A 20,926-nucleotide genomic window follows, 5' to 3' on the forward strand; every position below is an offset into this window, starting at 1 on the left:
TAAGCAAAAGTGTATTCTTCTGAATTCTGTATTCTAAATTCTATATTCTCCCCTATTCACTCCTCAATGCCTTCACCGGATTGGCCACTGCTGCTTTGATCGTTTGGGTGGCAATAGTAAGGCCGGCTATAATAAAGGAGGCTGCTATTGCCAGCAGGAATACGCCCACGCCAATGCTGATATGATAAGCAAAGTTCTGCAGCCAGTTGTCCATCATGTAATAAGCAATGGGGGCTGCAATACAAAACGCGATCACAATAAGCCAGATAAACTCTTTAGAGAACAGGTACACAATGCTGGTCATGGAAGCGCCGAGCACTTTGCGGATACCCACTTCTTTAGTACGCTGGATGGCTGCAAAAGCGATGAGACCATATAGTCCCAGACATCCGATGAGGATGGCAATACCGGCAAATAACCTGAAAGCGGTATAGAGTTTTTGTTCCTGCCTGTAGAAGTTGGCAATATGGTCGTCCAGAAATTCGTATTCGAATAATTCTTCGGGAAACATAGTGGACCACATTTTATCGATGCGGGCCATGGTCTTCACCATATTGCCGGACTGCAATTTTACACTCACGTCGTACAAGCGGTCGGCATTGTACCTTAAGATAACCGGGCGTCTCAACTTGTGTTTGCTTTCACTTTGAAAATCCTGAACTACTCCTTTAATGGTCAATGTACGGCCCACTCCTTTAAAGCGAGCGCCAATGGCCTCCTGTGGGTTTTGTATACCTAGTTTATGGATCAGCGTTTCATTGACCAGCACCTGATTCAGGGTGTCCACTCCTTGCAAGGGTACAAGGCCCGCGCCTGCCAACAGCTTAATTCCAAACATAGTAGTATAATGTTCATCAATGAACTTGAGTTCCGTAACATCATCTTTATCAAGGCCGCGATCGGGTGCTGAAAAAGGCGCGAAATTATTGCTATAGCCTGGCGCGCCGGAAGAAAAACTCATTTCTTTTACGCCGGGATCAGCGGCCAGTTGCTGCCGGATGATCTCCCGTTTGCTGCGGTCGGGCAGTGGAAAGGAAACCACAGCCTCTTTGTTGAAGCCAAGGTCTTGGTTGCGGAAAAAGTCCATTTGCCAGGCTACTACCAAGGTACCGATGATGAGCAGCTGTGAGATCACAAATTGCACCACCACCAGGCTTTTGCGAAGAGAAAAACCACGCACTACCGGTGCCCTCATATTCTTAAATGCGGATATGGGATTGAAAGCAGATTGTACAAAAGCCGGGTATACGCCCGCCAGCAATATCAGGAGTAAGGTAAGGCCTCCAATAAACAGCATCACTACGGGATCGGCAAGCGCTGCTGGTCCGATATTTATTTCCAGCCAGTCAGTTGCTTTGGATAAGAACAATGAGGCGGCCAGGGTGCCCAGCACTACGGCCACCAATACAAGGACCGAGGTTTCACCCAAAAACTGGCGTATCAGCTGGCGACGATCTGCGCCTAGTACCTTGCGCACGCCTACTTCTTTGGCCCGTTTGATAGATTGGGCAGTAGATAGGTTGATAAAATTAATGGCAGCTATGATGATGATGAGCAGGCCAATTGCTCCCAACGCTTTGTAAGAATTTTTTGAAACGGTAGGACTGGCACCACCGCCCAGGTAGCGGGTATCATAGTGGATATCCAACATGGGTTGCAGCGGCAATCTTGCATCTTTGGCAATATCATTCCCCCAATGGCTTTTAATAAAAGAAGGTATCCTCTTTCTTAACTGATCCACATCATAATGTTCAGGCACCACGATATAGGTAGTGCCGCCCATGATGGCATAGAAGTTCATACCGGCCGGTTCCAATTCCTTGGCCAGTGTCTCGAAAGAAACAAGAAACAAAAAAGGAATATGTGTATTGGCAGGCTGGTCTTTGATGATGCCGGTCACCTTCAGGTCGTATGCATTGTCGAGCCGGATCACCTGTCCCATGGCATTCTCCTTACCAAAGTATTTCTTTGCCATGCTTTCTGTGAGCACCACGGTATTGGGAGCTGTCAAAGCAGTACGGGCATTTCCTGCCATCCACTGAAAATCGAATATGCTGGTAAACTGCTGATCGGCAAAAAAGTAGCCCTTTTCATTGTACCGGTGCTCGCCAATTTTTACCATGCCACCATAGCGAAACCAGGATTGGGATATCTCCAATTCGGGAAAGTCGGAACGCATGGCGGGCGCAATGGCCATAGATACACTCGGATTAAAATCAATGGCATTGAGGGTTACCCGGTAAGTACGATCAGCTTTTTTGTGGTAATTGTCGTAACTGAGCTCATTGCGCACTACCAGGAAAATGACCAGGCAGGTAGCAACGCCTAAACCAAGACCAAAAACATTAAGAAAGGTATAACTGAAATTCCGGCGAATATTTCTGAGGGCTGTAGTGATAAACATGCGGAAAAGCTTTCAGGATGAAGAATAGGTGGCTTATAACGACGCTAAAAAATATGCCAAGCTCCTGAAGTACTGACCTACAACAAACTATGTAGTTAATGTGCTGTCAATCTGTTCGTTTGTGATACAGGTATTGTACGCTTTCATCCGGGGAGAAGGGAATGCAGAGCCAGCGTAAATGGCCCAAACTATTCTTGTTATTCAAAAAAGGGATTGCCTCAGAGGACCTTTTCATCGGAAGGTTGTGCATCATGCGCCTGGCCATCTTTCACCTCACGGCGAATGATGGACTTGAATTTCTTTTCATTGTTTCTCCATGTAAGGATGGTGATGACAACAGACATCACTGCACTAACCACTGCTACGGAAACAAAATATTCACGCCCTACAGAGGACATCATGGAAAAAAGGAAAGCGGTGATGATACTGCAGAGAAAGGTGCCTATGGGAATATACAAGGCAAAATAAGACCATCTGCCGCCTGTACGCTGCTCTTCCCAATACTTGATAAATCGCTTTTCTTTGGCTGTTAACACGTATACTAATTTTGATCTGTCTGGTTTAAGTTGCAAGGTATAGGCAGACCTGTCTAATTTCAACAAGCTGTAAAATTAAAAGCAGCGATCTCCCAAAACCTGACAGGTCTATTTCAGGTTGATCTCTCCTTTCATGAAAAACACACATTTGCCCGCAATGGTCACCCGCTCGCCCAGGTAGTCGCACCACAAATCACCGCCACGCCTGGATAGCTGTTTCGCCCGCAAGTTAGTCTTTCCCAGCTTTTCTGCCCAATAGGGAATCAATTGGGAATGGGCTGACCCGGTTACGGGGTCTTCATCTATACCTACGATGGGCGCAAAGAAACGGGATACAAAATCCACTTCAACACCCCTTGCCGTGATAATGGCTTTCTCTCCCATCCTCTTAAGCCGTACAAAATCGGGCTGGCAATTACGCACGGCTTCTTCGTTTTCCAGTTCCACCAGGAAGTCACGGTATTTATACACATTCACAAAAGGTACAAAACCAAGGGCCACGGCCAGATCGGCCGGAAAGTCTTTCAAAGGCTGTGGTTTCCAGGCGGGAAAGTCCATGCTGATAATATCCCCCTGGCGGGAAATGGTGAGCAAGCCACTTAAACAATGGAAACGGATGGTGGGCTTCTCATAACCCAGTATATGGTACAATACCCAGGCGGATGCCAGGGTGGCGTGGCCGCACAAATTGATCTCTGCGGCAGGGGTAAACCAGCGAATATGAAAATCATACTCATCGGTGCCGCCGGCAGGAACAAAGAATACAGTCTCACTGAGGTTGTTTTCCAAGGCTAGTTGTTGCATCAACTCATCGCTGATCCATTCCTGTAAAGGGATCACGGCCGCAGGATTACCGCCGAAGAGTTTATCGGTAAAAGCATCTACCTGGTAAAGCGTAAGTTTCATAGTATGATGGTCTTGATGGTAAAAATAAATTTCATTCCCCACTCACATCCTGTTCTCATACACCCGCGGCAACATAAGCTTATAACGCATGGCAATGATACGGATCAATACAATGGTGAGTATGGCGATAATGGTATTCCAATCATTGGATAGCCCGGTTTTCTGCAACAGCAGGTAAAGACTGCCACCCAATATACAGGCAGAAGCATAAATTTCGCGCTGAAAGATCAGGGGTACATTGTTGAGCAAAACATCACGAATGACACCGCCAAAGCAGGCAGTGATGGTACCCAAAGCAATACAGATACCGGGACTCAATTGCATACGCAATCCTTTCTCCATACCAATGAGGGTGAATACCCCCAATCCCAGGGCATCGAAAAGGAACAATGTTTTTTGGAATTGCTTCACATAACGGCCAAAGAATAAAGTGATGAAGGCTGTGGCAAGAATGACGGTGGCGGTCATCTCATTACGAAGCCAGGCTACCGGTGTATTGCCGATCAGCACATCGCGCAGGGTACCCCCGCCGATGGCGGTCACAAATGCCAGGATGACCACGCCAAAGGGATCCAGCTTTCGCTCCATAGCAGAGAATGCACCGGATACTGCAAAAGCAATGGTACCAAGGATATCAATAATGTTAAGGAAGCTATAGTCCATGAGAAAAAAGGCACATTTACTCTGCCATCATTTCCCTGATAACATCTACAATTTCTTCCAGGTTGGGCTTGCTGAAATAATCGCCATCGCTGCCATAGCTGGGGCGGTGGGCCTTTGCCGTGATCGTACGCGGAGATACATCGAGCCAGCGGTAACCACCCTGCTTTTCCATTACTTCGGTGTACATGTAACCGCAGGCACCGCCGGGCACATCTTCATCTACAAACACAATGCGATTGGTCTTCTTCAGGGAAGCCAGAATATGATGGTGAATATCAAAAGGCAACAGGGTTTGAACGTCTACGATCTCACAACTGATGCCGGATCTTTCCAGCACTACGGCAGCCTCCTGGGCAATGCGCAGGGTGGAACCATAGGATACCACGGTGATATCAGTGCCCTCCCGCACTATTTCAGGTACACCCAGGGGTACGCGGAAATCGAGCAGGTTGGCAGGCAATTTTTCCTTGAGGCGGTAACCGTTGAGGGATTCTACTACAATGGCAGGATCATTTCCATCCAGTAAGGTATTGTACATACCGGCAGCCTGTACCATGTTGCGGGGAACGCAAATGTGCATACCACGCAGGGAATGGATCATCATTCCCATGGGAGAGCCACTGTGCCAGATGCCTTCCAGGCGGTGACCGCGTGTACGTACAATAAGCGGGCAGCTTTGCCGTCCTTTGGTACGCCAATGCAGGCTGGCCGCATCATCGCTCAATGGTTGCAGGCCGTATAATAAGTAATCGAGGTATTGTATTTCTGCAATGGGACGCAAGCCACGCATGGCCAGGCCAATGCCCTGCCCCATGATGGTGAGCTCGCGGATAGCGGTATCAAAGATGCGGTGATTGCCATATTTGGCCTGTAAACCGGCAAAGCCCTGGTTCACATCGCCGATCTTACCTACGTCTTCCCCAAAGGCCAATACTTTGGGATTGCTGCTGAAGAGGGCGTCAAAATACTTATTCAGTATTTCGTAGCCATTGGTCATGGGCGCATCTGATGCGTAGGTAGCAGGTACTGCTTCTACCAATAAGGGGCTCTTTGGACTTTCATCGTAGAGAAAGCTACTGTAAGAATTATATCCTTCCTGTTTGAGGGAAGCATACAATGCTTTTATTTCATTGACGGCAGTAGTGTCGCCGGCAGCACTGATCACGCGGTGCAGGGTATGCAACACATCTTTGCGCTGGGGCTCACGGTTGATGACCAGTTCATGTTTGGCTTTCTCCATATCGCCGTGCACGTCCAGGCCCTGCCTGATGAGGGCATCTATCAATTCTACGCAATGGGCCACCTGCTGTTTGATGGGGGCAATGTATTTTTCCCAGGCGCGGTTCTTATTTTCACGCACCAGTTCTTTAGACGCTACTTCAATTTCATACAGTTCATCTTCACTGGCCAGTTCATTTTCGAGTACCCATTCCCTCATTTTCTTATTGGCATCCCATTCGCGTTCCCATTCGAGCTGATCAGGAGATTTATAACGCTCATGGCTGCCGGAGGTAGAATGTCCCTGTGGCTGTGTTACTTCTTCCACATGGAATAAGGCGGGTATATGGGTGTCGCGTATTTTTTGAATGGCGGTTTCCAGCACTTCGCACATGCCGGCATAATCCCATGCTTTGAGTTTATAAATATCAAAACCATTGGTATGGTCTTTTTTCTGCATGCCCTTCAAGGCTTCTGAAATGGAGCCTTTGGTAGTCTGGTATTTTCGGGGTACGGAAATACCGTAGCCATCATCCCATACAAATACGGCGAGGGGCACCTGCAATACACCGGCGGCATTGATGGTTTCCCAGAAATGGCCTTCGGAGGTAGATGCATCACCGATGGTGCAAAAACATATTTCGTTGCCATTATCGCTCAGTTCGTGCATATCCTGCAAAACACCGGAATGGCGGAAAAGTGTAGAGGCAAGGGCAAATCCCAGGGAGCGGGGCATCTGGGCGGCGGTAGGCGCCATACCAGCTGCAATATTTTTACGATTCACGAGGTCGAGCCACTCTCCATTGCTGTCTACATTGGGGGTAGCGAAATGGGAGTTCATCTGGCGGCCGGAGCTATGGGGGTCATTGGCCGGGTTGGGATCGGCATACAACTGGGCGAAAAACTCTTCCAGGGTAGCCTGCCCGGTAGCAAAAGCCAGGGTTTGATCGCGGTAATACCCCGACAGGAAATCACCATTTTTGAAAAACTTGGAGACAGCGATCTGGGCAACTTCCTTACCATCGCCGAAAATGCCAAATTTGGCTTTCCCGGTAAGCACCTCTTTCCGGCCCATAAGGCTGACTTCCCGGCTTTCACAGGCCATCCGGTAGTCCCGGAGCACTTCTTCCCTGAACTTGTCGAAAGAAAGCTTCTCGCTGGTGAGCAATGGGTTGTGAATCGTATTTTCCATAACTCAAAAGTATTAATAATATGCCCCCGTTGAGCCGGTTTTTGCGGGATGTTAAAAAATTGTCATTAGGTCAAAAATTAATTACCTGCAAGTACGTTAAAAATGTAATTTTGAAGGGTTCACAAACCAAATCCTGAGCAGTATGAAAAAATGGATAACAGTTTTACTCATAGCAGGTTTTGCCACGGCCGCCCAGGCGCAAAACACGCCCGATTCCAAATCCGCGGTCCCCGAGGTACTGGCTTTGAAAGAAACCAGTTTTGACTTCGGTAAAATAGGCCAGGGACGCCCGGTGACCCATGTATTTGAGGTGACCAATACGGGCAAGGAGGTCATGCGGCTGGACAATGTGCAGGCTTCCTGCGGATGTACCACTCCCGAATGGAGCCGCGAACCGATCCAACCCGGCGCTACCGCCAGCATTAAGGTAGGGTATAATGCCGCTGCGGAGGGTCCGTTCAACAAAACGGTAACTATTGTGTATAACAATAATCAAACAAAAACGATCGTCATTTCAGGAAATGTTTATAAGGCGCCCGCAACCTCTGCGCCTGCAAATGCGTCCTTATCTTTACTAAAACAATAAAAAAACAATTGAATATGAAACAATTTGTATTGGCAGTTAGCGCCTTGTTCTTATCAGCAACCATGTTTGCCCAATCACCTTCTGCAGCCGGTCAAAAAGCTGCCGATGTAGTTAAATTCAAAGAAATCGTACACGATTTTGGCAAGATCAAACAAGGTGTGCCAGTAACCTACGACTTTGTTTTCTCCAATGCCAGCAATAAGCCCATCGTTATTGAGTCGGCTGTAGCTTCCTGCGGCTGCACTACACCCGTAAAGCCTGAAGCTCCTATCGCAAAAGGCAAGCAAGACAAGATCACTGCCGGTTTCAATGCTGCCACTTTAGGTACTTTCACCAAGCCCATCACTGTTAAAGTTGCTGGTATCGATACTCCTCTGGAGATCAAGATCACTGGTGAGGTGCTGAATGAAGTGGATTATGCCAAGTACGAAAAAGAAAAAGGCGCTAAGAAAAGCAAATAATTCTCTATAATTCATTGATATGTATCCCCATAGCATCAGCTGTGGGGATTTTTTTTGCTTATAAAGCATTGATATCCTGTAGATTTGCCGACCATTAATATTCTACGCATGCCTTCAGCTTCTTCGAAAAAGCCGCTTATTACCCCGGAATACCGGGTTTTCTTCCCCATTAAAGTGGGCAAAAGCCAGATCGATGGCCAGGGGGCCTATGCGCTGCAGCGCATTCCTGCCCGCCGGAAGATCGGCGACCTGGGCGGGGTGATCATTACGATCCGGGAAGCCCGGCGTATTACGGCCCGGACCAAGCGGGTGGCGATGGTAGAGTTTGACAACGGGGAGGCACTGAATGCTTCTGTGAACAGCAATGAGCTGCGTTATATCAATCACTCCTGCGATCCCAATACGTATATGCGCCTTACGCACCGCCGGGTGGAATTCTATGCTTTACGACCTATAAAAGTAAATGAGGAGCTGACCTGCAATTATGGAGAAACGCACCATGATGGAAAGTTACCCTGCCAGTGCGGCGCCCGGAATTGTAAAGGGTTTATTTGATTACGAATGCAGAATTTAGTATTTAGAATTGCTCCGCATTTTTTTCAAGCCCTCTAACTTAAAAGTTGCTGAATTTTCAAGGTTGATCAGCCTGTATTCATTACGTTGAACAGATCGCAGCAGCCATCCAAAATTCTACATCCTAAATTCGAAATCCTTTACTTTTGCGCCATGTTAACTATCAGTCATCGCGGGCAAACGATGCCCGCTTCTCCCATCCGTAAGCTGGTTCCGTATGCCGAAGCAGCTAAGAAGAAAGGTGTTAAAGTGTACCACCTCAATATTGGTCAGCCGGATATTGAAACGCCCAAGGCGGCGCTGGATGCTGTGCGCCATGCCGATTTTAAAGTGCTGGAATACAGCCATAGCGCGGGCAATGAAAGCTATCGCCGCAAGCTGGTGCAGTATTACCATTCCAGAGGTATTGAAATTGATCATACGCAGATCATTGTTACTACGGGTGGATCAGAAGCCATCCTCTTTGGTTTTATGGCCTGCCTGGATGCAGGTGATGAAGTGATCATCCCGGAGCCTTTTTATGCCAATTACAATGGATTTGCGGTAGCAGCGGATGTGATCGTAAAGCCCATCACCTCCCATATTGAAACGGGCTTTGCCCTCCCACCTATCAGCGAATTTGAGAAAGCGATTGGTCCGAAAACAAAGGCCATTGTACTTTGCAATCCCAATAATCCTACGGGCTACCTCTATAGCCGGGAGGAAATGGAAACGCTGAAAGAGATCATCAAAAAACATAACCTCTACCTGTTTGCCGATGAAGCGTACCGGGAGTTTTGCTATGAAGGCGAGCACATCAGCGCCATGCACCTGAAAGGAGTTGATGACCATGTAATATTAATGGACACGATCTCCAAGCGCTATAGCGCCTGTGGCGGTCGTATTGGCGCCCTTGTGACCCGCAATAAGCAAGTGTATGATACGGCGATGAAGTTTGCCCAGGCCAGGTTGAGTCCGCCTTCTTTTGCCCAGATACTGGGTGAGGCGGCGGTAGACCTGCCAGAGGATTATTTTGATGCTACCAAAGCGGAGTATAAGAAACGGCGTGATCTGATGGTGAGCCGGTTGAATGCTATGCCGGGGGTATTTTGTCCTAATCCCGGTGGTGCCTTTTATGCCATTGCACGCTTGCCGATCGATGACGCAGATGTATTTTGTCAGTGGTTGCTGGAATCTTTCTCACACGACAAACAAACAGTGATGCTGGCCCCTGCTACGGGTTTTTATGGCACCAAGGGGCTTGGTTTGAATGAAGTGCGACTGGCTTATGTGCTGAATGTAGATGATCTGAATAAGGCAATGGATTGCCTGGAAGCGGCGCTGAAAGTGTATCCTGGAAGGAAAGGATAAGAACACAAGCGTATTCAGGCCCCATGTGGGCTGTTTAGATAATGGTGATCCCGGACTTGCCTATGGCGGCGGTCTGGGATTTTTCTTATAAGGATCTGGCTGGCTAATGGCGCCATTGTTTTTGGGTGGGCAGCCTGGTACTTCCTTCGGCTCTAAAGGCCAGATTGCCAATGTGTAGGGATTTCGGGGGCGTATTGTATTACGGGTAGGCCGTCCTTCCGATCTTTTTGACTTTCTTTCAATTAAGTTTTTGCCGAAAGGTGATTTTAGCTATTTTTGCAGCCCGTTTTAAGCCCTTAGGGGCCGGGGCGGGTGGAAAAGGGAAAGTCTGGATTGGTGTTCGATTCCCTTCAACTCCACCGGGAAACCAATAAGGGGTTCAACTCCCTTCCCGGATACCAAATGGAACATTTGCCGAGGTAGCTCAGTTGGTTAGAGCGCAGGATTCATAACCCTGAGGTGACGGGTTCAATTCCCGTCCTCGGTACACGGAAAGGCTTCACGAAAGTGAGGCCTTTTTTGTTTAATTTAATGCCTTTCACTTATGTCAACCTCGTAAAATAGAATTCCATAATTAAATAACAAAAATCATGGATACAAAATTTGAAGTAACCAACCTAATTACTCCTGTAATAAATAGTTTTAGGACTTTAAGTAACGAATGGAAACACTTCTTCGACATTGGAATCACAGAATATTTACAATCACAAACGGAAAAATATTATTTCACCAATACCTTCATTCATAGAAGTGAAAAAGTAAAATTCAAAGACATTTACTATCCAATTAAAGCAACATATAAAAATCTTACTACAGATTTTGAAGAGCTTATTGACTTATTCGATGAATACAAAAATATTACATTAGTTGGTTCAGCGGGTAGTGGAAAGACGACTTTAATGAAATATATATTTCTAAACATTCTTAAAAAAGGTATAAGGATTCCAATTCTAATTGAATTACGCAATCTAAACGAATACAACGGGGATTTTGAAAAACTAATTGCCGAAAAAATAATAAAATCAAAAATTAAGCCCAGTGACGATACGTTTAAAAGAACATTGGAAAGCGGAAAGTTTTTATTCCTTTTAGACGGCTATGACGAGATTTTCACAGATAAAAAACAAGAAATTAATAGGCAAATTGAATTATTTGTCGACTCTTATTCTAAAAATCGATTCCTTATTACTACCCGTCCTGGTAGTGGGATTGAAAATTTTCCTCGCTTTTATGACTTCAAAGTACGTGAGTTAAATGATAATGATATAAACGGGTTTATTGAAAAAATTGTTACAGCGCAGGAACGTAAAGAAAGGATTGTAAAATTAATCAACGACCCTAAAAATAATAACTATACAGAATATCTACGCAATCCTTTATTATTATCAATGTTTATACTAGCATTTGAGAGTCACCCAGAAATACCAAATAGAAAAAGTTCTTTCTACAGAAACGTTTACGATACTCTTTATTCAAGGCATGATGGGATTACAAAAAATAGTTTTCCAAGGGAGAAAATAACTAAACTGCAAAGAGATGATTTCGAAAAAATATTAAGTATTTTTTGTTACATTTCTCTTTTGGAGGGTAAATATACTTTTACGACTGAATATTTATCTGACACCCTTTCTAAGGTAAAAGCTACAACTGATAAAGATTTCAAAGTTGATGATTTAATTTATGACCTTAGAACTTCAATATCCATTCTAATTTTAGATGGATTCGAATATCAATTTCCACATCGTTCAATGCAAGAATATTTTACAGCCTTATTCATAAGCAGGCTTCCATCAGACAAAAGAGGGATAGCTTATAAGAATTTATCGAATACTCTTCGAGAATCAAGCACTGACAATAGCTTTAATTTCTGGAGTTTATGTAAAGAGCTTGACGAAACAACGTTTACCTCAAAATTTTTAATCCCACAGTTAAAAAAATTTCAGAAACAATTAACACAAAAAGATGACAAGAAATTACTGGATGTATTTTTTAAGATCATAGACCCCAGTTTATTGCCCATCGAACTTTCAGATTTAAAAACAGAAGTAAAGCGAATCGGGATATATCGAACTTCTAATTTTTACAACTCAATTATTGATTTTTTTAACATCTACGACCACAAAAATTTATTTCTTTTTCCAGAGAGATCTGGTGCCCAAAATGAACTATTAGAAATTTACAAGAAGGTCCGAGCTAAATCCCCTCACTCAAAGATGTCTCACTTGGAAATCGACGAAGAAACACTACCAATTTTGATTAAATTTAATATCGTGGATGTAATAAAATCATTTAAGAAATCCATTGATAACAAAATTATAGAACTACAAAACGAAATACAACGGGAAAAAGAGAACATTGATGAGATACTTGGTATTTAAGCATCATAAAATAGACAGTGACAGGAAACTTTAATCAAAGATTATATTCATGAAGAGCGCTCACAAATAATATGTAATAATAAGCCACCGCATCTTTTCCCGGATAATTCGGGCTTACTTTTTATCGGCCCCTTAATTAACAAGATGATAATCTTCCGCTGGATATAGGCTACTGATGAGCTTAAGGCTTCTTTGATGCGTGATTCAAGTCGTCTCTGGATCATGTCTGCAAATCTAACATAAAATGTAAGATTTGCAGACATGTATCTATTTCAGCAATTAGCAATTGAGTATCAACGCTTAATCATACCTCAAGATTTAATTAATGTGTTCACAGCCGGTCAAAATCGAGCACTTTCGTTGGTTTCGCTAATACTATATCTGCCTTTTTGAAACTGTATGTCCCGTAGAGCAGCTAATAACTGGAATATTGAAACTCCGTGGTTTTGTCCAGGTAGAAAATATCTGTGATAAGGCTATCCAGTTCAGCAACAGTTTGGGCCATCTGTTTCCGCAGGGTGGCTTTGTTTTCTGTAGTTATATCATAGCTCGTTGACAGTTCATCATCGATCTTCCGGCGCAACAAAGCCAGGTACAATCTTTTTTGCCCGGCGATACTATACTTGCTGCCAAGCGCTTCATAATAGTATTTATATTGATGCAGGCCCCACTCTGCGTATCCCAATATCCGGTAATACTGATGACCAAAATAAGTGCCCCCGCCTTTAAGCTCACCGAAAATCCTGTTGACGTGCCGGTAAATACTGACCAGTGTATCTCTTTTACCATTGAGTACGGCCTCTCCATGCAGCTTCTTTAAAAAATAAGCATACAGCACATGATACTGATCTTTGCCCACCTCACTGCTGAAGGAGATCGTTTTTTCCCGGCCCATACTATCCACGAAGCTCCTGAACTGGCCACTCTGTGCATAAGAAATATCCGGATGCTCGGGAAAGCTATCGTACAGGGTTGGAAAATTATTAACGATATCATTGAATTCCTCCGCAGTATACACATAAGGCGAATCACCTGGTATCGAGATCACTACACTGTCTGCGACAAGATAGGGTGGTTTAACAGCAGGTACACCGGGCTTGACGGCCTCTTTCGTTGTGCCGGCTGTTGTACTTCCTTTTGTTGGTTGAATGGAGGGCGCCTGGCAGGCTGCCAATAAACCAGACAATACATAGGCAAGGAAACGCATACAGGAGTGGTTGGGGGTTTAGTGCTGATAAATTACAATTCTTTCCTGTTTATGATAAGTTAATTCACGGATCACGTTGGTACGTTGAAAATCATGTCAAAGAACTGTGGACTATTTTATGCAGCAGGATCAAAGTCCAAACCTGGGTTCAACATCAAAGCCTGTGACACAAATTATGCATTGGTTGATACAGCAAATCTACAGCGGCTTCCACTCGCGTTGTTCAAAAATGGGACGGTCTTCCCGGAATGTTGGGACGGGCCGAGGAAAAACCTGGGACGAACAGCTTTTTTTCCCCGGAAGTACCAAGAGTTCTGGGACGGTGTTCGATAAAAGCAGGGACGAACGACAAATGTCCTGGGACGAATAACACATTTACTCCATTTTCTTCGCTTTGCTTCCCCGGAATCGGCCCTTTTCTCCCCGGATTCTTCGCATTGGGTCCTCTTTGCTTCCCCGGATCCTCCTCTTTGGGTCCTCGGAATCCGGGGAAGCAATGCGGAAGAACAGCGGCAGCATCGGGGAGCCATTGAGTTAAAACATGTAAACATATCTAGTCCTAAACCTAAAATAGCCCCTACCCGTCCATCTTCCAGACGCATTTTAACACCACGGGAATGATAAGCCGCTGTGGTGAACAGCTCTTTAACGATGGCTTGAAAGACGTTAAATTTTTCAACCATCATATCGGGTCTTAAAAATTATTTCTACTTTTAGCCCTTCACCTACATGTCTTCCCCATCCCATATAGAAAGTGAATGGCTGCGCAAACTGGCGCAGGGAGATGAAGTTGCCTTTACAGAAATCTATCATCAGTATTGGAAACTACTCTTTTCAGTTGCAGCTAATAAACTGGATAACCTTACGGACGCGGAAGAAGTGGTGCAGGAAGTGTTTGCCGATCTCTGGAAACGCAGGGCTGAGATCAATATCCAACAATCACTGAAATCTTACCTGGCAGCCGCTGTTAAATTCCAGGTATACAGCCTGCTGCATAAGAAATACCGCCAGCGGCTGCACGAGCAAGACATGCAAGCGCCTGCTTCCATTTCCGTACATGTAGAAGAACAATACGACCTGAAGGAGCTGCAGCAACAGCTTAACCAAACGGTCGCTCAACTGCCTGAACGTTGTAAACTTATCTACGAGCTCAGCCGGGAAAAGGGGCTTTCGCACAAGGAAATTGCACAGACCCTGGACATTGCTGAAAAGACGGTTGAAAACCAGCTGACGAAAGCATTGAAGCACCTGCGCACCTCGCTGAAATCCTTTTTTTCCTTCCTGTACTAGGCTTCCAAAAAAATTATTCCAATGCGTAGGGGGTAATGACCTGTTTGCTTACCTGTATAGTAAATACGACTTTTCATGTCTGAAAGAGATGTCAATGACCCTGTTTATTACCAGGAGCTTGTTCACAAACTGGCATCCGGCACCATTAAGCCAGCCGAAAGGCAGGAGTTGGAACAATGGTACAATAGCCACCAGGACCACCCTGTTGAAATACCAACTTCGTTTGCAGTGAGCGAAGCGGATCATGAAAAGCGACTGCTGGCGAAGATCAGGCAGCAGGCAGGACTAGATACAACGGATGCTCCTGTACACAGTGCCCGCATTCGTACTATTTACCGGTGGGCTGCTGCAGCGGCTGTACTGGTATTGATCGGTACGGGTATCTACTTTTTTAACGATCGTCGCCATGCAGGACCGATGATTACGCAAAAAAGCCAGGCTGATCTGCCCGGCACACCGGTTGCCAAAAATGTATTGACGCTGCCTGATGGATCGCAGATATTGCTGGACGAAGTAAAGAACGGTCGCATAGCCACACTGGGGCATACGACAATTACCCGGCAGGAAAACCGCATCATCTATACCACCACAGATGCCGGTGATGATGCAGGTTATCACGTGATCTCCACAGCACGGGGTTCGGCGTACGAAGTAGTGCTCACAGATGGCAGTCATATATGGCTGAATGCCGCCTCGTCCATAGGTTTTCCCACTGCTTTTTCCGGGTCCGAACGTATTGTAGACCTGTCGGGGCAGGCCTGGTTTGATGTACAACATGCTGATAAGGTCCCTTTCCTTGTTCATTCCCGTACGCTTACGACCACGGTACTGGGAACAGCCTTCGACATCAAAGATTACCCAGGTGAAAGTGACCGGACAGTATCTGTGCAACGTGGTAAAGTAAAGGTACAGGCAGGTGACAAGGTAGTAGCTATGCTGACAAAGGGACAACAGGTAAAACTACAAGCCGACATGGTTCAACAGCAGGGCATCGATACATTGGCAATAGCCGGCTGGAAGAAGGGTGACCTGATCTATGATGACGTGTCCCTTGCCACCGTTGTAGCCGACCTGCAGCGGGTATTCAACGATTCCATCGTCATTAAAGATACTGCCCTTGCAAAGACAAGAATCAGGAGTAAATTCCAAAAGGATGCGGGTATACAACAAATACTTGACATACTCAGCGTTACCATTGACAGACCGCTCGCCAAAAAGAACGGCATTTTCATTATAGAATAAGCAAACACCTATAACAATTGTATGAAACGGATCATCCCCATCCTGTTACTGGTATCCTGTGCCCTGTTGATAATAAACCGCAGCCATGCGCAGGACATCAGCAAAGAGACTATAAGCATCGACCTGAAAAATGTAACACTGAAGGAGGCACTGAACACGATAGAAAAATTAACACGCTTTAAATTCACGTATAAGTCAGCGGTGATAGCCGGCATACGCAACATCCGTTACCAGCAGCAACATGTGCCGGTGAAGAAGGTGCTCGATGACCTTCTGCTCCAAAACGGGTTACAGTATGAGCAGGTACAAACGTATATAATCATAAAAAAGCCAGGGGGCACAGGGGCACAAACAGCAACGGTATATGGATTTGTAACGGTTGTGCAATCGGGTGAAGCGCTGATCGGGTCTACCGTCAGTTTAACTGGTCCTAAAACGTACACCACGCTTACCAATGCCTATGGATTTTATTCGCTTACGGTGCCCGTGGGAGAATATGTATTGAACAGTTCGCATGTGGGATTTACAGAGCACATAGAAAACCTCGTGATCGGGGAAAACCAACGCCATCCTATAGCGCTGCCAGTGAAAGAGGCGGATACGATGCAGGCGGTGATCGTATCTTCTGCCGGCAAAAAAAGCATGGTTCAAAATGTGATAACCGGCAATCACCGATTGAGCACGCTGGAAATAAAAAGAATTGCCATGGGCGGCAGTGAACCGGATGTATTGAAAAGTTTGCAGTTCTTACCGGGCATCCAGTCTGCTGCAGAAGGCACCACGAATTTATCGGTACGGGGCGGTTCTTACGACCAGAACCTGATCCTGCTGGATGAGGCGCCGGTATACAATCCTACGCACTCGCTTGGTTTCTTCTCTGCTTTTAATACGGATGCGCTGAAAGATGTGGCCATTTATAAAGGCGTATTTCCGGCGCAATATGGCGGTCGGCTTTCTTCGGTCATAGATATCCGCATGAAAGAAGGCAATAACAAGCAGCATGCGCTTACCGGCGGTATTGGTTTGATTGCCAGCCGGCTTACCTGGGAAGGCCCGATTAAAAAAGAGAGGTCTTCTTTCATGATCTCCGGCAGGTACAGCAATACTGGCGCGTTGTTGAATACAGCCTACAGGTTGAAGGTAATCGATGCCGGTACCAGCAGGAACAAGGTTTCCTTCTATGACCTGAATGCCAAGTTCAATACAGCGCTTGGCCGCCGGGACCACCTGTATTTATCGGCTTACACCGGATATGATAATTTCTATTTACTGCCACTCGATATGGAGACGCGTACGAATTGGGGTAATACCACGGTTACAGCCCGGTGGAACCATGTTTTCAATACCCGTTTGTTTGCCAATACTTCTCTACTCTATAGTCAATATAAGTATACACATATTATGCTGGACAGCGCCCGTGACTTCTCCTGGCGCGCCAGTCTGAAAGAGGTGACGCTGAAAACGGATTTCGATTGGAGTACGAACAAAAACAGCCTGTTGAAGTTTGGTGCCGGCATTTCAACCCAGGATGTATTGCCTGGAAAAACGATCTCTGTTACAGACCATAAGCCCGACCAGCGCATTTCGCTCAACAACCGCAGATCGGCGCAGGTATTTGTTTACCTCAATCATGAACAGAAAATAAATAAAAGGATCAGTGTATCCTACGGCATCCGGGCCACGGGTTTTGCAGCACTGGGAGATGCACTCGTATACCAGTACAATGCGGATACTTCGCTCGTGACCGACAGTACCTATTATGGCAAAGGAAAGATCATTACCTCTTATTTCGGTGCGGAGCCCAAAGCCACTGCCAGGGTATTATTATCTGCTACGGCATCGCTTAAACTGGCGTATGGCAGGAATTACCAGTTCCAACACCTGCTCACCAATTCATCCGTAGGCTTGCCTACGGACCTCTGGATGCCTTCCAATACGCACTTCAAACCACAGTACTCGGATCACTATTCGGCCGGTGTGTTCAAAACCTTTGCCGGTGAGGCATGGGAAACGAGCATGGAAGTATATTACCGTCAATCGCATAACGTGATCGATTACCGGGACAATGCCGACCTGTTTCTGAACGATAAAATAGAAACACAGGTATTGACGGGCCAGGCAAAAGGCTATGGCGTGGAGTTATTGGTCAAAAAAAATAAAGGGGTTTCAAGGGGTTGGATCAGTTATACCTGGTCAAAGGCCACACGGCAGATCGATGGAGTAAACAATGGGGATTGGTATCCTGCCAGCTACGACCGCCGGCACAATCTCTCGATCGTATACAACCAAACGCTTTCCAAAAGGCTCAGTCTTTCTGCCAATTGGGTATTCCGCAGTGGCAACCGGGCCACGGTACCACTGGGTACTTATGCTTTTAACGGCATCAGGTCTTTGTACTACAGTACGCGGAACGGGTATAGCTTACCTGCGCACCACCGGCTGGACCTCAGTGCAAGCTGGCAAAGCAGGATCAAAGCCATCAAGCAATTTGAGGGGGAATGGGTGATCAGTGTCTATAATGTTTATAACCGCCGCAACATCGTGGCACTCTTTGCAAGGCAGGACCCAGCCAACTACTCGTATGTAAAAACCTACCAGGTCAACTTCGGGGGTATTATACCCTCCATTGCTTACAATTTTAAATTCTAATCATCATGCGCATTCAACAAGGTATAGCCAGTCTTTTATTGATAGTGACCATCGCCGGTTGTACCCGGGAATTTGAACTGGGTCCTCAGGCAGCAAAACCCCTATATGTTATTGAAGGAAGGATCAGCAATATGTGGGGGCCTTATTATGTGCGGGTCACCAAATCGGATGGACTGCTAGCGGATCCCGATCCCTACTTTCCTTACCGTGACAGTGCAGAACCGGTAAAAAATGCACTCGTTATTATTACGGATGATACAGGGATAAAAGATACCCTGATCCCCAGTCCGCCCTCCATCGACCGGTATGTATATTACTTCCGCGATTCCACCAATTACAACGACCAGGGTATCGATTCGGTCTTTACCACGGTAAACGATCGCGCCAGTTTTCATGATCGTGGATTTTACCAAACCACCAAAATAAAAGGTCAGACGGGACATACCTATTCCCTGGAAGTACAGATTGGCGACCAGGTATTCAGGTCTTCGGCTTATATGCCTCCGGCACCGGCCATGGAAAGTGTGGGCTGGGCCAGGGATACCATGCTCAGTCCCTACCTGAACAGGGGCCTGATACCGGTAGCGCGGTTCAAAGATGCGCCCAATGAAAAGAACTATTATGCGCTCAATATGAACTATTCACTGCATGCTTACCGGTACGATTTTTATCTGGCTCCCGGCGTCGCTTCAGGGGCCACCTTCAGTGTGCTTCCCTATTATGTTTTTGACGACAAATTCCTGACACCCGGCATCAATACGATTCCGGTTCGTTTGATGCCGCTCAATGTTCAACACAGCCTGGTGCCTGAAGGCCACTATCCTTACTGGGATTATTATCCCTATGTGAGGTATTCACACAAACCGGTGCAGATCAGGCTGCATGCTTTAACCCAACAAACGTATACGTATTTCAATGCATTGAATAAGCAGTTGGAGGTCAATGGCAATATCTACAAACCGGCACCCGCCTCGGCGCCTGGTAATATCAGTGGCGGAGCACTGGGTTTCTTTTATGCCACCACTGTTTCTGACAAGGTGCTTTATTGGTGAGACATGGCTTATGGCAGTTTCTTGTATTGGATGCCACCAAAGGAAGCAGTGCGGTGAATGGTATCGATATACATGGGCTGGATGGGTGGAGGGCTCATATCTTTCATGCTATAAGCAGGTCCCAGCATTAAAGTCCTGTAGGACGGATTGAAAAAGCCGGGAAAGGTATCACGGTTCGAGCCGGTTTTCGTTACCCGGCCCTCAGAGGATGTTTTGATATAACTGGAAGCATGGTAAACGATGAAGGAGTCGGCAGCAGCAGTTTTATGAACATTGAGGGTGTCCCATTGTTTAGCGGAACCAAAGTTGGTTTCTGCTACAAAGACACCCTTGTACCGGTAAAGCGGCAATTGGGCATCGGGTATTTCTTCTTTACCGGGTGTGGCGCCACATGCGCTCAGGACAATCAGCAAAACTATTGACCGCAAGGATACGGATGTTTTCATGGATAACTATTTTCCCGACAAAATAGGGAAAATTTTCTTACGCTTCCTTTCTGAAAAAAGCCCTCATTCCTGAGGGCTTTTGTTTTATCATGCAGATCCAATCAGGCATTTCTTTACATCGCAGCATTGTAGGTGAATTTCTGGCCGCCGAGGGCAGCTTCCAACATCAGCCCATCTTTACCTTGCGTGAATACCAGGACGCCATCCCGGTACTTTACATCAGCAGAAGCGCCTTCCTTAGCAGCAATGGCCGAGAATTGACCAGCAAACTCAAGGTTGTTTTTCTGAAAGCGATCCAAAGCGTCTTTATTTTCAAAAAAGATAACTTCCCGGTAAGCCTGTCCGCCAAACTGAAAGCCAGCACTCACCTGTACCATTTTTGCAGAACCTATATATTTTCCGCGTTCATATACAGCACCTGAACCGGCTGCGCCGCCAACACCAATGGCGCCCTTTCCTACATTGGGGAATATTACGTATGCATAACTTCGGTCAAAAAGGTTTTTCATTAAACCATCTGCTTTTATAAATTCAGCTTTGGCCTTTTTGCTGTCGGAAGCAATGCGTTGTTCTTTGTTCTGGCTCATCAGGAGTGTGGGCAATAGCAATGCTGCCCAGGTGAATATTGCCAGGTTCATGATATTCTTTTTCATAACGATGTTTTTGGCTACCCAATGCAACGAATGTGCCAGCACCCCAGGCGATCAATGGCTTTCAAAAAGAGGCTTTTTTTACTCAATGTGGACGTTTGTATTCATCCCCCTGACGCCCCA

At 46.0% G+C, this 20,926-nt stretch carries 18 protein-coding genes and 1 tRNA gene; 10 read left to right on the top strand and 9 right to left on the bottom strand.

Annotated elements, in window-relative coordinates:
• Positions 1 to 52 precede the first annotated feature (52 nt).
• The 5 genes from D3H65_RS16580 to D3H65_RS16600 form a co-directional block, all read right to left on the bottom strand.
• Positions 53 to 2,404 (bottom strand): ABC transporter permease, encoded by a 2,352-nt coding sequence (locus D3H65_RS16580; RefSeq protein ID WP_119051375.1) that lies wholly within the window; start codon positions 2,402 to 2,404, stop codon positions 53 to 55.
• A 218-nt stretch (positions 2,405 to 2,622) separates the two neighbouring features.
• Positions 2,623 to 2,940 carry a hypothetical protein gene (locus tag D3H65_RS16585; protein WP_119051376.1) on the bottom strand — a complete coding sequence of 106 codons (318 nt, stop codon included), beginning with the start codon at positions 2,938 to 2,940 and terminating at the stop codon, positions 2,623 to 2,625.
• Between the two features lie 108 nt (positions 2,941 to 3,048).
• Positions 3,049 to 3,846 carry a PhzF family phenazine biosynthesis protein gene (locus tag D3H65_RS16590; protein WP_119051377.1) on the bottom strand — a complete coding sequence of 266 codons (798 nt, stop codon included), beginning with the start codon at positions 3,844 to 3,846 and terminating at the stop codon, positions 3,049 to 3,051.
• Positions 3,847 to 3,888: 42 nt separating this feature from the next.
• The gene (locus D3H65_RS16595) at positions 3,889 to 4,509 is read right to left on the bottom strand and encodes a trimeric intracellular cation channel family protein (RefSeq protein WP_119051378.1); all 621 of its coding nucleotides are present in this window, start codon (positions 4,507 to 4,509) and stop codon (positions 3,889 to 3,891) included.
• Positions 4,510 to 4,525: 16 nt separating this feature from the next.
• Complete coding sequence (locus D3H65_RS16600) at positions 4,526 to 6,919, bottom strand: alpha-ketoacid dehydrogenase subunit alpha/beta (RefSeq protein ID WP_119051379.1); 2,394 nt, start codon at positions 6,917 to 6,919, stop codon at positions 4,526 to 4,528.
• 142 nt (positions 6,920 to 7,061) lie between these two features.
• On the opposite strand from D3H65_RS16600, the gene D3H65_RS16605 reads away from it, so the two are divergent.
• The 6 genes from D3H65_RS16605 to D3H65_RS16630 all read left to right on the top strand — a co-directional run bounded on the left by D3H65_RS16605 (position 7,062) and on the right by D3H65_RS16630 (position 12,267).
• Complete coding sequence (locus tag D3H65_RS16605) at positions 7,062 to 7,505, top strand: DUF1573 domain-containing protein (RefSeq protein ID WP_119051380.1); 444 nt, start codon at positions 7,062 to 7,064, stop codon at positions 7,503 to 7,505.
• A 14-nt stretch (positions 7,506 to 7,519) separates the two neighbouring features.
• A complete protein-coding gene (locus D3H65_RS16610) occupies positions 7,520 to 7,966 on the top strand; it encodes a DUF1573 domain-containing protein (protein WP_119051381.1) in 447 nt (148 codons plus the stop codon).
• Between the two features lie 108 nt (positions 7,967 to 8,074).
• Complete coding sequence (locus tag D3H65_RS16615) at positions 8,075 to 8,521, top strand: SET domain-containing protein (protein WP_119051382.1); 447 nt, start codon at positions 8,075 to 8,077, stop codon at positions 8,519 to 8,521.
• Positions 8,522 to 8,692: 171 nt separating this feature from the next.
• The gene (locus tag D3H65_RS16620; RefSeq protein WP_119051383.1) at positions 8,693 to 9,889 is read left to right on the top strand and encodes a pyridoxal phosphate-dependent aminotransferase; all 1,197 of its coding nucleotides are present in this window, start codon (positions 8,693 to 8,695) and stop codon (positions 9,887 to 9,889) included.
• Positions 9,890 to 10,302: 413 nt separating this feature from the next.
• Positions 10,303 to 10,376, top strand: a tRNA-Met gene (locus D3H65_RS16625).
• 103 nt (positions 10,377 to 10,479) lie between these two features.
• Positions 10,480 to 12,267, top strand: a complete 1,788-nt coding sequence (locus D3H65_RS16630) for an NACHT domain-containing protein (protein WP_119051384.1) — start codon at positions 10,480 to 10,482, stop codon at positions 12,265 to 12,267.
• Positions 12,268 to 12,682: 415 nt separating this feature from the next.
• Here D3H65_RS16630 and D3H65_RS16635 read toward each other — a convergent pair whose 3' ends face one another.
• Complete coding sequence (locus tag D3H65_RS16635; protein ID WP_119051385.1) at positions 12,683 to 13,474, bottom strand: hypothetical protein; 792 nt, start codon at positions 13,472 to 13,474, stop codon at positions 12,683 to 12,685.
• A gap of 173 nt (positions 13,475 to 13,647) precedes the next feature.
• Complete coding sequence (locus D3H65_RS33570) at positions 13,648 to 14,160, bottom strand: DUF2196 domain-containing protein (protein ID WP_119051386.1); 513 nt, start codon at positions 14,158 to 14,160, stop codon at positions 13,648 to 13,650.
• 43 nt (positions 14,161 to 14,203) lie between these two features.
• Between D3H65_RS33570 and D3H65_RS16645 the strand changes: the two genes are divergently transcribed.
• From D3H65_RS16645 to D3H65_RS16660, 4 genes are all read left to right on the top strand, one after another.
• The gene (locus D3H65_RS16645; RefSeq protein ID WP_119051387.1) at positions 14,204 to 14,764 is read left to right on the top strand and encodes an RNA polymerase sigma-70 factor; all 561 of its coding nucleotides are present in this window, start codon (positions 14,204 to 14,206) and stop codon (positions 14,762 to 14,764) included.
• Between the two features lie 75 nt (positions 14,765 to 14,839).
• Positions 14,840 to 16,006 (top strand): FecR family protein, encoded by a 1,167-nt coding sequence (locus D3H65_RS16650; RefSeq protein ID WP_119051388.1) that lies wholly within the window; start codon positions 14,840 to 14,842, stop codon positions 16,004 to 16,006.
• A gap of 21 nt (positions 16,007 to 16,027) precedes the next feature.
• Entirely contained in the window at positions 16,028 to 18,655 is a 2,628-nt protein-coding gene (locus D3H65_RS16655; protein ID WP_119051389.1) for a TonB-dependent receptor, read from the top strand.
• Between the two features lie 5 nt (positions 18,656 to 18,660).
• On the top strand, positions 18,661 to 19,707 hold the full coding sequence (locus D3H65_RS16660; protein WP_119051390.1) for a DUF4249 domain-containing protein: 1,047 nt from the start codon (positions 18,661 to 18,663) through the stop codon (positions 19,705 to 19,707).
• An 8-nt stretch (positions 19,708 to 19,715) separates the two neighbouring features.
• On the opposite strand, the gene D3H65_RS16665 is transcribed toward D3H65_RS16660, so the two are convergent.
• Complete coding sequence (locus D3H65_RS16665; protein WP_162915669.1) at positions 19,716 to 20,153, bottom strand: hypothetical protein; 438 nt, start codon at positions 20,151 to 20,153, stop codon at positions 19,716 to 19,718.
• Between the two features lie 113 nt (positions 20,154 to 20,266).
• Positions 20,267 to 20,806 carry a lipid-binding SYLF domain-containing protein gene (locus D3H65_RS16670; RefSeq protein WP_119051392.1) on the bottom strand — a complete coding sequence of 180 codons (540 nt, stop codon included), beginning with the start codon at positions 20,804 to 20,806 and terminating at the stop codon, positions 20,267 to 20,269.
• Positions 20,807 to 20,926: the final 120 nt, after the last annotated feature.

It is taken from the genome of Paraflavitalea soli, from assembly GCF_003555545.1.
GTDB classification, from domain to species: Bacteria; Bacteroidota; Bacteroidia; order Chitinophagales; family Chitinophagaceae; genus Paraflavitalea; species Paraflavitalea soli.

Excerpts from the sequence above, each read along its gene's own strand:
- D3H65_RS16660 (WP_119051390.1), top strand. The coding sequence starts at position 18,661 with ATGCGCATTCAACAAGGTATAGCCAGTCTTTTATTGATAGTGACCATC.
- D3H65_RS16630 (WP_119051384.1), top strand. The coding sequence starts at position 10,480 with ATGGATACAAAATTTGAAGTAACCAACCTAATTACTCCTGTAATAAAT.
- D3H65_RS16580 (WP_119051375.1), bottom strand. The coding sequence starts at position 2,404 with ATGTTTATCACTACAGCCCTCAGAAATATTCGCCGGAATTTCAGTTAT.
- D3H65_RS16605 (WP_119051380.1), top strand. The coding sequence starts at position 7,062 with ATGAAAAAATGGATAACAGTTTTACTCATAGCAGGTTTTGCCACGGCC.
- D3H65_RS16670 (WP_119051392.1), bottom strand. The coding sequence starts at position 20,806 with ATGAAAAAGAATATCATGAACCTGGCAATATTCACCTGGGCAGCATTG.
- D3H65_RS33570 (WP_119051386.1), bottom strand. The coding sequence starts at position 14,160 with ATGATGGTTGAAAAATTTAACGTCTTTCAAGCCATCGTTAAAGAGCTG.
- D3H65_RS16600 (WP_119051379.1), bottom strand. The coding sequence starts at position 6,919 with ATGGAAAATACGATTCACAACCCATTGCTCACCAGCGAGAAGCTTTCT.
- D3H65_RS16620 (WP_119051383.1), top strand. The coding sequence starts at position 8,693 with ATGTTAACTATCAGTCATCGCGGGCAAACGATGCCCGCTTCTCCCATC.
- D3H65_RS16645 (WP_119051387.1), top strand. The coding sequence starts at position 14,204 with ATGTCTTCCCCATCCCATATAGAAAGTGAATGGCTGCGCAAACTGGCG.
- D3H65_RS16635 (WP_119051385.1), bottom strand. The coding sequence starts at position 13,474 with ATGCGTTTCCTTGCCTATGTATTGTCTGGTTTATTGGCAGCCTGCCAG.
- D3H65_RS16655 (WP_119051389.1), top strand. The coding sequence starts at position 16,028 with ATGAAACGGATCATCCCCATCCTGTTACTGGTATCCTGTGCCCTGTTG.
- D3H65_RS16595 (WP_119051378.1), bottom strand. The coding sequence starts at position 4,509 with ATGGACTATAGCTTCCTTAACATTATTGATATCCTTGGTACCATTGCT.
- D3H65_RS16650 (WP_119051388.1), top strand. The coding sequence starts at position 14,840 with ATGTCTGAAAGAGATGTCAATGACCCTGTTTATTACCAGGAGCTTGTT.
- D3H65_RS16615 (WP_119051382.1), top strand. The coding sequence starts at position 8,075 with ATGCCTTCAGCTTCTTCGAAAAAGCCGCTTATTACCCCGGAATACCGG.
- D3H65_RS16590 (WP_119051377.1), bottom strand. The coding sequence starts at position 3,846 with ATGAAACTTACGCTTTACCAGGTAGATGCTTTTACCGATAAACTCTTC.
- D3H65_RS16665 (WP_162915669.1), bottom strand. The coding sequence starts at position 20,153 with ATGAAAACATCCGTATCCTTGCGGTCAATAGTTTTGCTGATTGTCCTG.
- D3H65_RS16610 (WP_119051381.1), top strand. The coding sequence starts at position 7,520 with ATGAAACAATTTGTATTGGCAGTTAGCGCCTTGTTCTTATCAGCAACC.